Below are 15483 nucleotides of genomic sequence, written 5' to 3' on the forward strand. Positions count from 1 at the left end.
ATAATTCGCTGATATATGCCATTTAAGGAATGCATTCCGGAAATGGCATATCTTGGCTTTCGTCCCTTACTTTATCCGCAGTAGGTGGCGCTGGGGCATTTGTTAACCGCTAGGAAGCCCGTGGCGCTTTTGTATAGGACGCACAGAGTTCCAAGAACCGGGTATTGGCTTCGACTTCGCCGATGCTGACCCGCACGCCGTCGTTGCCGAAGGCCCGGACGGACAAAGCCTGCTCACCGGCCAATGCCGCAAACTCGCCGCTGTTCTCACCCAAATTCAGCCAGACAAAGTTCCCCTGGGCGTCCGGAACAAACCACCCGAGATCCCGCAAGCCTGCCGTCACCCGGTCCCGTTCCTCCACCAGGCTTTGTACCCTTTCCACAACCTGGTCGAAGTGCTCGAGCGATGTAATAGCCGCTCGTTCAGCAATCTGGGAAACCGCGAAGGGCGTGGCCGCGACGCGCAGATACTGCGTAAGTTCCGCCCCGGAAACGCTGTAACCGACGCGCAGGCCTGCCAATCCGTGGGCCTTCGAGAATGTGCGAAGGACTACGACATTTGGGTATTTGCGGTACAGCTTGATGCCATCCACCGCATTCCCGTCCCGGACAAACTCCTGGTAGGCCTCGTCAATGACAACGACCACGCCGGCCGGCACCGATTGGATGAACCGTTCAGTTTCCTCTGTAGTGAGGATCGGACCAGTGGGATTGTTCGGCGTGCACAGCAAGATGACCTTGGTTCGGACCGTCACTGCGGCCGCCATCGCCTGGAGGTCGTGGCGTCCGTCCGGAAGCAATGGAATCTGGACGCTTTCCGCCCCGGCCAGGCCAACGCAGATGGGGTAGGCCTCGAATGACCGCCAGGCATAGATGACTTCATCGGCCTTACCGTCGTGGTTCTGTCCGGCAAACGTCGAAAGAATCTGGGTCAGTGCGCCGAGGCTTCCGGCTCCCGTGACGACGTCGTCCGCCGGGATCCCCAGGAATTCTGCGAGCGCGGTGCGCAACTTGGTGGACAAAGGGTCCGGGTACCGGTTGATGTCCGACTGGTCGGCAATGGCGTCAAGGACTGCCGGAATGGGAGGCAACGGGTTTTCGTTCGAAGACAGCTTGAAGCTGGTCAGGCCCTCTATGGCCACGGGAGGCTTGCCGGCCACATATTTGGGGAGCCGGTCCACCACCGGCCGAGGGCGCACGCCTTCCGGTGCGTTGTCAGAAGAATTCATGAAACCAGCCTACTTGCAGGCCCGCGGCGGTCCTGCGGGCGAACTTCCCCGGAGCGGAAGACAGCAGCGTATGACAGCATGGGGCGCATGCGTTCATTCATTATGCGTGTCCTCATTAACGGGCTGGCGCTCTGGGTCGCCAGCTGGATTTTGCCTGGGATGGACATCACCACCTCGGCAACCACCAACGCAGTCACCAAGGCCGGGTTTGCGCAAGGCAGCGACGTCCTCGGCCTGATCCTGGCCTATCTCTTCATCGGGCTGATATTCGGCGTGGTCAACGCTTTTGTGCGCCCTCTGGTCAGCTTCCTTTCCCTGCCGATCACCGTCCTCACCCTCGGTCTGTTCACGATCGTCATCAATGCCGCCATGCTGTACCTGACGGCTTGGGTGAGCAGCTACACCCCGGTCCACCTCATCATCGACAGCTTCTTTTGGACGGCAATCATCGCAGCGATCATCATCAGCGTGATTTCCGTAGTCGCCAGCAAGATTTCGGGTGCCAACCGCCGATAATCCCTCATCTCCCTCCGGAGCGGGAGCGAATGTCGGAGGGCTTGGCGCGGGGCACTTTTTGCTCAGCGCGGGCCGCTGTGGGCTCAGCACCGACCACATCGGGCCCAGCACCTCTCGGAGCATGCAGGGCCGGGGCACGGCGGAGCTTGAATCTTTGCGATCTGACCATCCCGCCGACACCGAGCACGCCACCCAAGGCGGCCGTTGAAGCCACGAGCGAAGGATCAGTACTCTTCCGCACGAGTTCTGCCCCTTCGGCGTATCGTGACAGCTTGTGCTCAGGTCCTATCCCAGGATCTTCACCGGGCGCGAGGGTAACCGCATTCGTCAGGGTCACTGTGACCCTGTCCTTGGTGTCCGGATTCATTTTGCCGTCGGCTCCGGGCACCCAGTCGTTTTGATGCTCCATGTGCAGGCTCCCAATGCCTGCCTCAGGTGTGATCCCTCCGACGGGCGAGCCCGCTGTCACAACAAACTTGAGGTTGTACTGGGCGAGGAATGCTTTGTCCTGACTCAGGTTCATGGCATGGATTCCACCCTGGCTATGCCCCACGGCCACCACAACATCCCCGGCTTCCGCGCCTGCCTCGCGCAAGGCTTGGCGAATGGCTTGGCTGGTTTCGGCGGAGCCATAGCCCAAGGCTTCGACAATGCCCGCCTCGTCCAAGGGATTGTCGCCGCCGGGCTGCCCTCCAGGGTGGGCAGGCTGGGTGCCGGGAATCAGGACCACCCATGCACGCTGGCCGGCATTGTCCACTTGGAGCACTTCGATTTCTCCCTCCGAGCTGGACGAAACTTGGTCGAGTACCTTTAGCAAGCCGGGCGCCGACAGGTCGACATTCCTGGTACTTTCCTCGCCCCGGCTGACTGAAACGGCACGCGGCATCAAATGGGCGAGCCCGGGCGCCGCTGCAATTCCCCGCAGGATCCCCCCGGTATCGCTTGGTCCGACAGTGGCACCAACGGTTCCAGCTACGCCTGGTTCAAGGCCCAACATCAGTGCGAAGGCTTGAGGCAAATCCCTCATAACACCCTCGGTGGCATCGCGGTGCGGGAGACTGACGAGATCCGGGCCGGCCCCCAAGGCAGCCATTCCCAGGCCGATTCGCATCATGATGGCCGCGTGCGACTCTGCGTACTCGTACTCGCGGTGGCTCGCCCTGACATCGGTGGATATTTTCTGGAGTTGTTCACGGACCCGTGCGATTTCCCTGCCAGCGTCTCCCACGGCTGCGAACGCTTTGGTTCCGTTGTAGTAAGCGGAGGATTGGTGCGGCAAAAGGGCCAGGCTTAGGAGCGCGGCTTCCGATTCGACGGATTGGAGTAAACAGACGACGTCGTCCAGTGCGGACGCGCCCGAGAGCAATTCCTCGAACTGAAAGGACAGGCCTCCCACGCCGCCGCGAATGCGCAAGGGACCGTCCGATCCGGGCGCACGAGGCATAAGCGTCTCACCGGGGACACCGGGAGGAAGTTCGACCATTAGAGACCGTCCCCGGAGGAGGCGATGTCCTGGGCATGCTGAAAAGTCGCGGCAGCGGCATCACGCAAAGAATCGAGCCCTCGACGCAGCGAAACCGATTGCACGGCCAGTGTTGCCCGGTAGGCACGGCCGGCTGGCGACTCCCACTGTTCCAATTGGAGCTGTGCGAGCTTGGCAAGTGCGGCGTCCACCTGGTCTGCGGAGACGACCGCACGCCGGGCAAGTTGCTGGACTTGCTCACATTGTTGGACTCCCGCATTTTGTTGGAGGTCAAACCCAAAGGGGTCCGGGCTGGTTCCTGGATTGGCCATCAACGTGACACTCAAAGCGTTCCCCTCAATTTGTTGGATTGCTGTTGGCTCCGACGCTACGAGCGCCGCGTGCGGTCCGGAACCTCACGTGGGGGCTATGTGGACAAGTTCGGGAAATCCGGCTGTCGAGGAGGAGACAACTGCGTTGTGCACATACAAGAGAACCGCTTAATGGCGCAGGCCGAGTTCATGAAAGAATTGCCTCATGCCTGAAACCGTTGCCGCCGCTGTTACCCGTACGCCCTCCGGACGCTTGGCCCTTGCCGCCTCTCCGGAGCCGATCGCCCTGGGCCCGCTCGACGGCCGGTACCAGTCCGCCGTTGCAACCCTTGTCGATTACCTGTCCGAGGCCGCACTAAACCGTGACCGCGTGGCGGTAGAGGTCGAGTGGCTCATTCACCTGACCAGCAACAGCGTCCTCCCCGGTGCGGGCCCCCTGACCGCCGAACAGCAGGAAAAGCTGCGTGCCATTGTCACCGAGTTCGATGCCGCCTCGGTCGCGGAACTCGCCGAAATCGAGGCCGTTACGGTCCACGATGTCAAAGCGGTCGAATACTACATCGGACGCCGCCTGCCCGCCATCGGGATTGAAAACCTGACGGCAATGGTTCACTTCGGCTGCACTTCGGAAGACATCAACAACCTCTCCTATGCCTTGGGTGTCAAGGGCGCGGTCGAAGATGTTTGGCTGCCCGCCGCCACCGCCTTGGTCAAGCAAATCGAAGCGATGGCAGAGGCGAATCGCTCAGTCCCGATGCTGTCCCGCACCCACGGCCAGCCGGCGACACCCACCACGCTCGGCAAGGAACTCGCGGTTATTGCCCATCGCTTGAACCGCCAGTTGGATCGGATTGCCAAGACCGAATACCTGGGCAAGATCAATGGCGCCACCGGCACCTACGCCGCACATGTCGCTTCCGTTCCGGGTGCAGACTGGGAAGCCGTAGCCCGCTCCTTCGTCGAAAGCCTCGGCCTGACGTGGAACCCGCTGACAACGCAAATCGAGAGCCACGACTGGCAGGCTGAACTGTACGCTGACGTCGCGCGCTTCAACCGCATCCTGCACAACGTCTGCACGGACATCTGGAGCTACATCTCCATTGGCTACTTCCGCCAGATTCCGGTTGCCGGCGCCACCGGTTCCTCCACCATGCCGCACAAGGTCAACCCGATCCGATTCGAAAACGCCGAAGCCAACCTGGAGATCTCCAACGGACTGCTGGACACCCTCGCCGCCACTTTGGTGACTTCCCGCTGGCAGCGCGACCTCACGGATTCGTCCTCGCAGCGCAACATCGGAGTCGCTTTCGGACACTCGCTCCTGGCAATTTCGAACGTTGCCAAGGGACTGAAGGCACTGGATGTCGCAGAAGACGTCCTGGCTGCCGACCTCGACACCAACTGGGAAGTCCTGGGCGAAGCCATCCAGATGGTCATGCGCGCAGAGGCAATCGCCGGCGTGGAAGGCATGGAAAACCCGTACGAGCGCCTCAAGGACCTCACCCGCGGTCAAAGGGTCGATGCTGACCGCATGCAGGAGTTCGTCTCGGGACTGGGTTTGTCCGCGGAGGCCGAAGCGCGGCTACTCGCCCTGACTCCGGGCAAGTACACGGGCATCGCGAACCGGTTGGTCGACCACCTGAAGTAAGCAGCTATCGGCGGGCCAGGTGTGAAACCCCGGCCCGCCACCGCGGAGATGGCCGACTCGACGTAAGAAATCGACGTAAGGAACTGTGTCAGCATGAGGCTTTTGCTTATACGCCATGGACAGACTCCCGGCAATGTCCTGGGTCAATTGGATACGGCTTTCCCTGGGCCGGGATTGACCGAGCTCGGCGAACGCCAAGCCGCGGCGCTCCCCCGTTCCCTCGGCAGCCAGGACATCACGGCGATCTACGCGTCCTCGCTCATCCGAACCCAACTGACAGCTGCCCCGCTCGCGCAGGCTTTGAGCCTTGAACCGATCGTGTTGGATGGCATCCAGGAAATCGACGCGGGCACGTTGGAAAAGCGGACCGACCACGAAGCGCATCACATATACATGAGCACAGTCTTCGACTGGACAGAGGGCAAGCTTGACGCTCGCATGCCCGGCGCCGGCGATGGCCACGAGTTCTTTGACCGCTATGACGCAGCTATCGCCAAAGTGGTTGCGGCAGGCGACGAGACAGCCGTCGTGGTGAGCCACGGGGCTGCAATCCGGTGCTGGGCGGGCAGCCGCGCCACCGATGTGGACAGGGACTTCGCGGCCGCGCACCAGCTGCAGAACACCGGCATCGTTGTCATGGAAGGCGACCCCGAGTCCGGCTGGCGCCTGCTGCACTGGGATCAAAGCCCCGTTGGCGGCTTGGCTTTGGCCGACCTCACCGCCGAAGATCCGACCGGCGAGACAGTCGAATAGCGCGGCCTGCCGCCGCCCGCGACCCTCAAGCGGCCTGACACCGCCCTCAACCCGCGGGCCGTACGTATTTCTCCGGACGCTTACGCGCAGGAAACACGGCAGTAACCACCGCTTCCTAGGCTTGAGATGCATAACCCCCTTCGGCGAAAGAGGTTCCGATGCAAACCAATCCGCGACTCAACATCAGGCAAGTTACGTGGGCAAACCCCGTCGGGGCTGACCTTCGGGCGGCGCAACAGGCGGAATTGGACGCGCGCTTTGGCACCTCGGACCACGAAGCCGGCCCTGCGCCGTCGGAAGCGGATACCGCCGTCTTCGTAGTGGCTTACGAAAAGTGCTCGGGCCAGCCCCTCGGATGTGGCGGCCTCAGGATCCTGGACGCCGAGACCGCCGAAATCAAGCGTCTCTATGTCGTTCCATATGCCAGGGGTTCGAGGGTTGCCAGTTCCATTCTTGCCGCCCTCGAAGCACAGGCCCACGCCCACGGGTTCAGCGTCATCAAGGCGGAAGCGGGATCAGCACAATCGGACGGCCGGAGCTTCTACGAAAGCGCGGGCTTCGCGGCAGTGCCCAACTTTGGACCGTACGTCGGGGCTGACAACTCGCAGTGCTATGCCAAACCGATCGATTCACGCAGCGCAGCGCACACGGCAATGGCCTGAACCGCGTTATTCGTAGCTGCGGCCGCCTTGTCCCAAGTGGGCGCGGTTGAGGGCTTCGATTTCCTCATCGCTCAGCTCGTCGAAGCTTCGGGCCTCATGCTTGTCACTCCGCGAAAACCGCACGAACATCAGGATGATGAGGGGAAGGTCCACTGTCTCGGCGAGGAACCACATGAGGTCACCGGCGAGTTGCTGGTCCCGCAAGGGTGACGGGAACCAGCCGGGTTGGTTTCCGAGGACCGAGGATGCGCCGTCAAGGATTCCAGGGCTAAGCCGCATCAGCACGCCGGGCACAGCGTCCGCGAGCAGCTCGATGAACACGAAAATGAACTCGACCACAATCAACGAGCCCGTGCGCCCGGCGCCGTCTTCCATGATGGGAACCGACATGAAGAGCCCCATCACGGGCACCACCACGGTCAGGATGACATCGGCGGCCGGATTGGTACGGAGCACGTAGAAGAAAGGCGTCAGGAAGATCGTGAACATCGCCAGGCCCAAGAGCGCCGCCACGAGCGTGTTGCTGAGCATGCGGACGAGCCGATGCCCGAGGACCGCCTCTACACGCGCCGCTCCAGCGGACCCCAAGGTCTGCCTTGCCAAGGTCAATGGCTTGCCGAGCCCCACCAGCAGCGGAACCACGAACAAGTAGGACGTCACCTTCAGTGTGAAGGCCCACCGGAGGTCGTGGCTGTACGCCCCCGGGAAACCGAAGCTGAGCGCGGCAAAGCTGCCCAGGCCCAGGACAAAGAAAGCGATCGAATTCCAGAGGGGCCAGCGGAGATTCCGACGCCTTGCCGCAACGAGGCCCTTTGAATAGAAAAATGCCGCAAGCACAAGGATGATCAGCGCGGGCCAGTTCATCGTCCATGCACCCAGGACAACACCCAACGGTGGCATGGTCACCGCCCCCGGCCGGAAGGCAACGGGGAAAGCTGTCCAAGGATCGGGGCAGCGAGCACCCAAGCACGAGGCCGGACGGTCAGTCCGAAGCAGGGATTATCGAATGTCATGGCTTCCTCCAGCGCGTTCCCGGCGTGCCGCATGGTGCGCGAATCGGCGTGTGGTGCTGTGCCCTGGACCGGGTGCACCCTATCCATGTTACGGAGTCGCGCAAACCATGGCACACCGCGGAAGACGCAGGCCCCCAACTCCGCTAATCTCGCCATATGGAAAAGGCTGACATCACATTCCGGACCCGCAAATGGATTCGTCCGGAGGACCTCAATGCCAACGGCACGCTGTTTGGTGGAAGCCTGTTGAAATGGATCGATGAGGAAGCGGCGATCTACGCCATCCTGCAGCTAGGAAACGGCCGGGCCGTGACCAAGTACATCTCCGAAATCAACTTCGTCAGCTCGGCCGTGCAGGGCGATTTGGTGGAAATGGGGTTGACCGCGGTCCGCTTCGGTCGGACATCGCTGACGATGCGGGCCGAGGTGCGCAACATGATCACGCGCCAAAGCATCCTGACCATCGATCAAATCGTATTCGTCAACCTCGGCGAGGACGGTCGCCCCGAACCGCACGGTTACACCGAAATCACTTACGACCGCGACCGCATCCCCACGCACCACCTGACGCAAGCGCTCCCCCAAGACTGAACGCCCGACGTCGGGCACTCACCTAAGATGCCCCCGGAAACGGGTGCTGGCGGCCGCGAAAATCGCGGCCGCCAGCCTATATTTTCCGGCGACGGGAGTGTGTGCCGCCGGAAACTTCGGGTCGCCTCCGCGAAGCGAGGCGGAGGCGCTTCAGCGCCGGTCGAAGGTGAGGCCGCCGGGAACCTGGAACGTGGGCATCAGTTCAAGCATGCCGACGTTGACGTGGCGCGGGGTTTCGATCGCGTAGTCCAGGGCGTTGACGATGTCGTCGGTGGTCAGCGATTCGTAGCCTTCGTAGTAGGTCTTCCATGCCTCTTCCATGGCCTCGGGGCTTCCGCCCATGTTCCGGCCGAAGATTTCGGTCTCGACACGGCCCGGGCAGATCTCGGTGACGCGGATGCGCTTTCCGACGGTGTCGTTCCGCAACTGCCGGGAAATCTGGTGCACTGCCGCCTTCGTGGCGTGGTAGGCGGTGTGCCCGTAGAAGTTGTACAGGCCGGCGATGGAGCTGATGTTCACGACGTGGCCGAGGTCGCGCTCCACCATGCCGGGCAGGACCAGGCGGGTGAGCTGGAGCAGGCCGCGCAGGTTGACGTCGATGAGTTCGTCAATGTCCGCCTCGGAAGAGTCCAGGATGTTCCCCGGCCGGGAGACACCGGCGCAGTTGACCAGGACATCCACCTTCAGTTCGCTCACGACGGCGGTCAGCGCGGCGGTGTCGGTCAGGTCGACCACGTGCGGGATGGCACCGGTTCGTTCGGCCAGTTCGGTGAGGCGCTCCTCGTTGCGGGCCAGCGCATGGACGGTCAGGCCCCGCTTGGCAAGGCGCTCGGCGATCGCGGCACCCATACCGGTCGACGCTCCGGTGACGAGGGCGGTGTTGTAATCGGAAAAAGACATCGAATCTCCAAAGGTGGGACAGGGGCGGGGGCCCGGTGGAATTACTTAGGCGTCGCGGAGGGGTTCGTGGGCGCGGTTATTAGCTGCATGCCGCAACCGGTAGGTCCTGCCACTGGGGCCGGCATCCGATCCCGAGTAATCCGAAGACGGTGTTGACGGATTCGCGGAGGGTTTCCAACTGGGCCCGCGAGCGCCGGTGGGCGGCAATTGCCTCTCCCACGCTGGTTTTCCTGAAACGTACTTTGTCGCCTGGCCGGGCTTGGGCAAGCACATCCAGGCCCATGCTGGTGACGACGGCGAGGACCGGATATCCGGCCGTGACGCCGCGTCCCCGGTGCAAGACGAGCAGTTCTTCGCGGGAGGGAACCTCGACGGCGCCCACTGGCACGCCGCGCGAGAGGACTTCGCCGCTTGAGGTTCTTTCCGGGAGTTGTCCTCCGAGCCTCAGGCCGATGTGGTTGCTTCGGCCGCTGACGGCGTATTCCGAGGTGAACAGCAATTCCCCGGATTCGCCGAAGTCTTCCACGTCGGGTCCATCAGTCACGTCCACGAGCAATTGCGGGCCCATGTCCGGCCGTTCTAGGCCGAGCCTGAAGAGCGGAAGGTCGAAGTACGGTTGGCGGACGGGAACCACGCTGCGGCGGGTCAGGAGTTCAGTTCCTTCCCTGAGCTGGAGGCCGAATCCCACCACAGTGTCCGGAGCGCAACTGCCCAGCAGGGTGGGTACCTCAACTGAGCCGTGGACGGCCAGGTAGGCGCGGAGTCCCCGGTTGATTGCCCGGATCGATACCGTTTCCCCGGCGCGGACGGATACGGGTTCCCATTGGCTGCAGGGACGGCCGCCCACCGTGAGGGTGAGCGGCGCTCCCGTGACCGCGATCAGGATGTCCGACTCAGCCTTCATCCTGAAGTCGAGGGCAGTGACCTCGATGAGCGGTTCGTTGTCGAGGTTGCCCGCCAGGATGTTGGCCGCCCTGGCCGAGTACTGGTCCAGGGCACCGTTAACGGGAAGTCCGAAGCGCGGACCGCGGGTCCGGCCGAGGTCCGTGACCACCGAGTTGCCCGGTTGCTGGATGAGGATCTTTCCGCTCATTGCCGTGGCTCCAGTTCCTGGCCGACGTACTTGTCGAAGTCCGCGGCGTCGATCTGACGGAAACGGAGGATGTCGCCAGGCTTATAGGGCACCAGCGGTTCGCGGCGGATGTTCAACACGGTCAATGGAGTCTGGCCGAGGACGCACCAGCCGCCGGGAGCCACAGCCGGGGCAATCACGGCCTGGCGGCCAGCGACGGACACAGCTCCGGCGGGGACGCTGAGCCGTGGATCCTTGAGGCGTGGAACAGGCTGGGGAAACGCGGGGCCGTCCATCATGGGCGAACCGGCCGGAGCTCCCAGGCAGCGCACGGTGTAGGTCTTCTCCGTATGGAGGCGGATGACTTCTTCCGTGGTGATCCCCTGGTATTCGGCGACGCGTTCAAGGTCCGGGCCGTAGCTTCCCCCGTAGACAACAGGAACGTCGAATTCACGGGGTGCCGGCGCTGCTCCTGCCAGGCTCCCGATTTCGAGGAGGCCCAGCTTGACGAACGCGCGCACTTGGCGGGCCGAGACGAGGATGGGATCGAATTCCACGAGGACGGAATCATAGGTGGGTACCGCGCCGTGGAGGCCTTCGGCGCCGCAGTCCTCGAGCCAGTCGGCGAGGCGGTGAACCGTCAGCCAGTTGTCCTCGCTCGCGTTTGAGAGCGCAACGACGCGGAGGGCGGAATCTCCGGATTCGTAGATCTCGGTAGGAACCGAAGGGGACATGTCAGGCCGCCTTCCTCTTGGCATCCATGACCTCGGCGAGCGGGGCGATGCGGACGCCAGCCGAAATGAGTTCCGAACGGATCAGGCGGGCCAGTTCGACCGCGCCGGGGTTGTCGCCGTGAAGGAGGACGGTGTCAGCGGAGATATCGAGGTCGGCGCCGTTCGCGCAGCGGATCTTGCCTTCGCAGACCATGCGGACTGTCCGCTCGACGATCTCCGAAGGATCGTGCAGGACCGCTCCGGGCTGGCTGCGCGGGACAAGGGTGCCGTCTTCCTGGTAGGCGCGGTCGACAATTCCGACGACGGCGACGTCCAGTCCGGCGTTTCGCGCCGCCTTTGCCAGTTCGCCCTCTTGGGCGACGACGATGAGTTCTTTGTCAACGCGGACCGCTGCCTCGGCGACTGCCGCCGCGTAGTCGGGGCGTACTGCGACGAGGTTCCCAAGCCGTCCGTGCGGTGCGATGTGGGTGACTTTGGTTCCGTGGAAAGCGGCGAAACCGGACAGGGCGCCCAATTGGTAAAGCACGTCGGTACGGACCTCGTCGGCGGTCAAGCCCATGTCCCTACGGCCGAATCCACGGAGATCGGGAAAGCTCGGGTGTGCGCCGATGCCTACTCCGCGCCGAACGCACTCGGCGACGGTCGCGTCCATGATGTCCGGATCGCCGGCGTGGAACCCGCAAGCGATATTGGCGCTTGAGACAATGTCCAGGAGATCGAGGTCGCTGCCAATAGTGTAGGCACCGAATCCCTCACCAAGATCTGCCACAAGATCAATTGTCGGGTTCACGTGTATCTCTTTCCGTTTTTCTGCGATGCGGTGCCGTCAATTCACAATCCCTGCCAGGAATTATTCGAATATCCGGGATGCGGGCGCTAATGCGATTTTCGTCAGCCTGCTCGAATTCTTTCTAGAAGTCTCGCACCCCGGGGCTGCCCCGCACAAAGACCTATTCGCTATCACGGGATAGCCCAGGGTTATGACGCCAACCACACGCTCGGGTGGTTAGCGTCATAGCGTCCGCTTCCCAAGCCATTGCCTGCTCGGCGATGATGTAATTTCTTATGTCATGTAGGTCCGATGGGGGCGTACAGGAAGGCAGGCCCATGGACACCCGGAAGCTCTCGTACTTCGTGAAGATTGTCGATTCGGGAAGCATCACCAAGGCAGCCGCGGCCCTGCACGTCGCGCAGCCTGCCCTCAGCCAACAAGTCTCCTCGCTGGAAACCGAACTGAAGCAACGCCTGCTGATCCGAAGCAAGCAAGGAGTGGAACCGACAGCCGCCGGGCACACCCTGTACCGGCATGCCCAGACCATCCTGCGGCTCGTGGAACAAGCACGGCACGACGTCGCTACATCCGGGGCCGCACCCTCGGGCCGGGTGTCCATCGCGATCGCGCCCTACAGCATGGCCTCAAGCCTGACGCCGCAGATCATCCGCGAAGTGGGCCAACGCTATCCGGACATCGTGGTACACCTGACGGAAATTTTCGGCGGCATACTCAGCGAGGCAATCAAGAACGGCCGGCTGGACATGGCGCTGATCTACGAGCCCGGGAAAATCCGCGGCGTGCAGTTCACCACCATGATCGTGGAAGACCTCCACTTGGTGACCCACCAGGACGTCGACGTCGCCCACGGGCATTCGACCGTCACGCTCGAAGAAGCCAGCAGCTTGGGACTGTTCCTTCCCGAGAAGAACCACACCCTCCGCCAGCTCATCGAGAAGGGCCTCGACGAGCAGGGGCTGGAGTTGCGGCTCGTGGGCGAAGTGGAATCGGTACCCTCGCTCGTCCGGCTCATCCGGGCCAACCTCGGCGCGACAGTCTTGCCGAAGTCCGCCGCAGACGCACTCTTCCCGGACGAAGACTTCAAGGTCCTGCGGATTGTGGAGCCCGCGCTCCAAAGCAAGATTGCGCTGTGCACCCCGGACCACGAGCCGCTCTCAGAGGCAGCCTCGGCCGTCCTCATGGTGCTCAAGGAAATGCTCCAGCAGCAGCTGATGAGCAAATATGCGGCCGACTCCCCCGAGCCCTGACCCATCCATAACAATGGCTTATCCGTACAGTCGTGTTTGGTCTTATTCAGCGGCGTTTTAATTTCCTAGGATCGAATTAGCAAATAATTCGAAAAGAGGTCCGCGGATTCCGTGGATCCGTTCAAAGGAAACTTCGGTGAAAAAGATCGGCCAAACCAGCTGGATTTCGCATCCCACCCGCGGATCATTGACCGCGCGAACCGGATTCCACTGCCCCAGGAATGGCTTCTGGCGCCCGCTGGGTAGCCTGGTGGAGCCGCTTTTCGTTTTCGAAGGAAGCATCATGCCCACCCATGCGGGAAACAGCATCGAGTGGCACTTGGTCGACGCCCAAGGACACTTCGGACTCGACTGAGGTTCCTCGCCACCCGGCAAACCACGCAAGGCGCCCTGCCATTGGCAAGGCGCCTTTTTCGTGTCCGGAAGCCTGTTGCTTCCGGAACCGGCGGAACGCCAGAAGGCCGGCCACCGCGTTCGGTGACCGGCCCGCCGTCGTACTGTTAGTCTTCGACCAGGAGGCCCTTGGCCTTGAGCTTCTCCGTCAGGCCGCACAACTCGATTGTGGTTCCGCCTGCGTGGTACTGCTTGATGAGCTCGCGTTCAGCGTCGTCGCGCGCCTGCGAAAGGGCGATGACGTCCTCGGCTTCTTCACGCCGCACCACTACGACGCCGTCAGCGTCACCGCGCAGGATGTCGCCGGGGTAGATGATTTCGTCGCCGAAGACCAGCGGGTGGTTGATGGGGCCGAGGGTTTCCTTGACCGTGCCTTTGATGCAGGTGCTTCCGGAGAAGACGGGCAGGCCGAGTTCGATCAGGTCCTGGGTGTCGCGCACGCCGGAATCCGTAACCATCGCGGCGATCCCCTTCGCCTTCATGGCGTTGCCCAGTACGTCGCCGAAGATGCCGGCGTCGGAGAATTCCTGCGCGCCAACGAGCACAACGTCGCCGGCCTGGGCGTAGTGGATGGCAACCTGCAGCATGAGGTTGTCCTGTGGCGCACACCGGACGGTGACCGCCGGGCCGCAGAAGGACATCGAGCGGTCGATCGGCTTGATCTTCGAGCTCAAGGCGCCTTTGCGACCCTGGGCTTCATGGATGGTTGCCGAGGAGAACGCGGCGAGGCGGCTCACGACGTCGGCATCCGGCCTCTGGAACTTGGTCTTGACGTGGATCATTTCCTGCATCTTTCTTCTTTTCTGTCCGCTGGGCGTTAGTTGAGGGCGCTGACGGCGTTGCGGATCGCGTCCACGCCGGCGTTGATGGTCTCCAGCGACGTGGCGAAGGAGATCCGGAAGTAGGGGCCGAGTCCGTAAGCGGAGCCTTGGATCACGGCAACCGAAGCTTTGTTCAGCAAGTACAGGGTGAAGTCCTGGTCGTTCCCGATGACGCTGCCGTCCGGGGCCGTCTTGCCAATGACTCCGCTGCAGTTCACGTAGGCGTAGAAAGCACCGTCGGCGGGCGCCACTGACAGCCCTTCGATGGCGTTGAGGCCCTCGACGGCGGCGTCGCGGCGCTTGCGGTAGACCTCGACGCTGTCGCGCACGAATGACTGGTCGCCGTTGAGGGCAGCGGCGGCAGCCGCCTGGCTGATCGACGACGGGCACGACGACGTCTGCGACTGCAGCTTGTTCATGGCGGCGATCAACGGGGCCGGCCCGACGCCGTAACCAAGGCGCCAGCCGGTCATTGCGTAAGCCTTGGACACGCCGTTGACCAACAGGATGCGGTCCCGGAGCGCGGGCACCGCGGTCACGAGGCTGGTCACCCGGCCGTCGCCGAAGTGGATTTCGTCGTAGATCTCGTCGGTCAGGATGTAGACATGCGGATATTCCTCGAGGACCGCGCCCAGCGCCTGCAGTTCTTCGCGTGTGTAGACGGCGCCGGTCGGGTTGGACGGGGCGTTGAGGATCAGCCACTTGGTCTTGGGAGTGATGGCCTCGCGCAGGGCGTCCGGCGTGAGCTTGAAGCCGGCCTCCTCACTGCATGGAACAATCACGGGAGTCCCGTCATTGGCGAGGACCATGTCCGGGTAGGAGACCCAGTACGGTGCCGGGACGATGACTTCGTCGCCTTCGTTGAGTGACGCCATGAGAGCGACGTAGAGGACTTGCTTCGCTCCACCGCCAATGGTGAGCTGGTTCGATTCGTAGCGCACGCCGGTGTGGCTTTCGATGCGGCGGAGGATCGCTGTCTGCAGTTCCACCGTTCCGGTGACGGAAGTGTATTTGGTTTCTCCCGCACCGATCGCGGCGATCGCGGCCGCCTTGATGTGCTCCGGTGTATCGAAATCCGGTTCTCCGACGGTCAGGTCGATGATCGGAATGCCTTCAGCTCGAAGTTCGCGGACGCGGGCGGCGGCCGCGACGCTGGCTGAGGACTTGATGCGGGTGACCCTCGACGCCGGCAGGTAGTCGGACATTGTCTCCTCCAGAAACATGGAACTCAGGATTCGCTTACCGAATCCCCCATTTCGAGACTAGGGACTGCAGGACGCTGTGGATAAGACATAATGTGCGTGGATTGATAAGCGGA

General features: G+C 62.6%; 17 protein-coding genes. 7 read left to right on the top strand and 10 right to left on the bottom strand.

Annotation, left to right across the window (positions count from 1 at the left end):
• Positions 1 to 109: 109 nt before the first annotated feature.
• On the bottom strand, positions 110 to 1228 hold the full coding sequence (locus tag ABCW42_RS19565) for a histidinol-phosphate transaminase (RefSeq protein WP_423182742.1): 1119 nt from the start codon (positions 1226 to 1228) through the stop codon (positions 110 to 112).
• A gap of 87 nt (positions 1229 to 1315) precedes the next feature.
• Between ABCW42_RS19565 and ABCW42_RS19570 the strand changes: the two genes are divergently transcribed.
• On the top strand, positions 1316 to 1744 hold the full coding sequence (locus tag ABCW42_RS19570) for a phage holin family protein (RefSeq protein WP_423182743.1): 429 nt from the start codon (positions 1316 to 1318) through the stop codon (positions 1742 to 1744).
• A gap of 4 nt (positions 1745 to 1748) precedes the next feature.
• Here the strand turns inward: ABCW42_RS19570 and ABCW42_RS19575 are convergent, their stop codons facing one another.
• Together ABCW42_RS19575 and ABCW42_RS19580 are read right to left on the bottom strand one after the other, a co-directional pair.
• Complete coding sequence (locus tag ABCW42_RS19575; RefSeq protein ID WP_423182744.1) at positions 1749 to 3227, bottom strand: hypothetical protein; 1479 nt, start codon at positions 3225 to 3227, stop codon at positions 1749 to 1751.
• On the bottom strand, positions 3227 to 3538 hold the full coding sequence (locus ABCW42_RS19580) for a hypothetical protein (protein ID WP_423182745.1): 312 nt from the start codon (positions 3536 to 3538) through the stop codon (positions 3227 to 3229). The genes ABCW42_RS19575 and ABCW42_RS19580 overlap by 1 nt, the downstream gene beginning before the upstream one ends.
• A gap of 205 nt (positions 3539 to 3743) precedes the next feature.
• On the opposite strand from ABCW42_RS19580, the gene purB reads away from it, so the two are divergent.
• The 3 genes from purB to ABCW42_RS19595 all read left to right on the top strand — a co-directional run bounded on the left by purB (position 3744) and on the right by ABCW42_RS19595 (position 6601).
• Entirely contained in the window at positions 3744 to 5186 is a 1443-nt protein-coding gene (gene purB, locus ABCW42_RS19585; RefSeq protein WP_423182746.1) for an adenylosuccinate lyase, read from the top strand.
• 93 nt (positions 5187 to 5279) lie between these two features.
• Positions 5280 to 5939 carry a histidine phosphatase family protein gene (locus ABCW42_RS19590; protein ID WP_423182747.1) on the top strand — a complete coding sequence of 220 codons (660 nt, stop codon included), beginning with the start codon at positions 5280 to 5282 and terminating at the stop codon, positions 5937 to 5939.
• Positions 5940 to 6097: 158 nt separating this feature from the next.
• Positions 6098 to 6601 (top strand): GNAT family N-acetyltransferase, encoded by a 504-nt coding sequence (locus ABCW42_RS19595; protein WP_423182748.1) that lies wholly within the window; start codon positions 6098 to 6100, stop codon positions 6599 to 6601.
• Between the two features lie 6 nt (positions 6602 to 6607).
• On the opposite strand, the gene ABCW42_RS19600 is transcribed toward ABCW42_RS19595, so the two are convergent.
• Positions 6608 to 7501 (bottom strand): cytochrome c oxidase assembly protein, encoded by an 894-nt coding sequence (locus ABCW42_RS19600; protein WP_423182749.1) that lies wholly within the window; start codon positions 7499 to 7501, stop codon positions 6608 to 6610.
• A 269-nt stretch (positions 7502 to 7770) separates the two neighbouring features.
• Here ABCW42_RS19600 and ABCW42_RS19605 point away from each other — a divergent pair, with 269 nt between their 5' ends.
• Positions 7771 to 8205, top strand: coding sequence for an acyl-CoA thioesterase (locus tag ABCW42_RS19605; RefSeq protein ID WP_423182750.1), 435 nt, complete (start codon positions 7771 to 7773; stop codon positions 8203 to 8205).
• A gap of 150 nt (positions 8206 to 8355) precedes the next feature.
• Here the strand turns inward: ABCW42_RS19605 and ABCW42_RS19610 are convergent, their stop codons facing one another.
• The 4 genes from ABCW42_RS19610 to ABCW42_RS19625 all read right to left on the bottom strand — a co-directional run bounded on the left by ABCW42_RS19610 (position 8356) and on the right by ABCW42_RS19625 (position 11701).
• Positions 8356 to 9105 (bottom strand): SDR family oxidoreductase, encoded by a 750-nt coding sequence (locus ABCW42_RS19610; protein ID WP_423182751.1) that lies wholly within the window; start codon positions 9103 to 9105, stop codon positions 8356 to 8358.
• Positions 9106 to 9184: 79 nt separating this feature from the next.
• Entirely contained in the window at positions 9185 to 10198 is a 1014-nt protein-coding gene (locus tag ABCW42_RS19615) for a biotin-dependent carboxyltransferase family protein (protein WP_423182752.1), read from the bottom strand.
• A complete protein-coding gene (locus tag ABCW42_RS19620) occupies positions 10195 to 10911 on the bottom strand; it encodes a 5-oxoprolinase subunit B family protein (protein WP_423182753.1) in 717 nt (238 codons plus the stop codon). Before ABCW42_RS19620 ends, ABCW42_RS19615 begins: the two co-directional genes overlap by 4 nt.
• 1 nt (position 10912) lies before the next feature.
• Entirely contained in the window at positions 10913 to 11701 is a 789-nt protein-coding gene (locus ABCW42_RS19625) for a LamB/YcsF family protein (protein ID WP_423182754.1), read from the bottom strand.
• 317 nt (positions 11702 to 12018) lie between these two features.
• Between ABCW42_RS19625 and nac the strand changes: the two genes are divergently transcribed.
• Together nac and ABCW42_RS19635 are read left to right on the top strand one after the other, a co-directional pair.
• Entirely contained in the window at positions 12019 to 12951 is a 933-nt protein-coding gene (nac, locus tag ABCW42_RS19630) for a nitrogen assimilation transcriptional regulator NAC (RefSeq protein WP_423182755.1), read from the top strand.
• Between the two features lie 136 nt (positions 12952 to 13087).
• A complete protein-coding gene (locus ABCW42_RS19635) occupies positions 13088 to 13306 on the top strand; it encodes a hypothetical protein (protein WP_133204862.1) in 219 nt (72 codons plus the stop codon).
• Between the two features lie 145 nt (positions 13307 to 13451).
• Here ABCW42_RS19635 and ABCW42_RS19640 read toward each other — a convergent pair whose 3' ends face one another.
• Both ABCW42_RS19640 and ABCW42_RS19645 read right to left on the bottom strand, forming a co-directional pair.
• Positions 13452 to 14135 carry a 4-carboxy-4-hydroxy-2-oxoadipate aldolase/oxaloacetate decarboxylase gene (locus ABCW42_RS19640; RefSeq protein ID WP_423182756.1) on the bottom strand — a complete coding sequence of 228 codons (684 nt, stop codon included), beginning with the start codon at positions 14133 to 14135 and terminating at the stop codon, positions 13452 to 13454.
• 26 nt (positions 14136 to 14161) lie between these two features.
• Entirely contained in the window at positions 14162 to 15370 is a 1209-nt protein-coding gene (locus tag ABCW42_RS19645) for an aspartate transaminase (protein WP_423184956.1), read from the bottom strand.
• Positions 15371 to 15483: the final 113 nt, after the last annotated feature.

It is taken from the genome of Arthrobacter sp. NyZ413, from assembly GCF_049390645.1.
Taxonomy (GTDB): domain Bacteria; phylum Actinomycetota; class Actinomycetes; order Actinomycetales; family Micrococcaceae; genus Arthrobacter.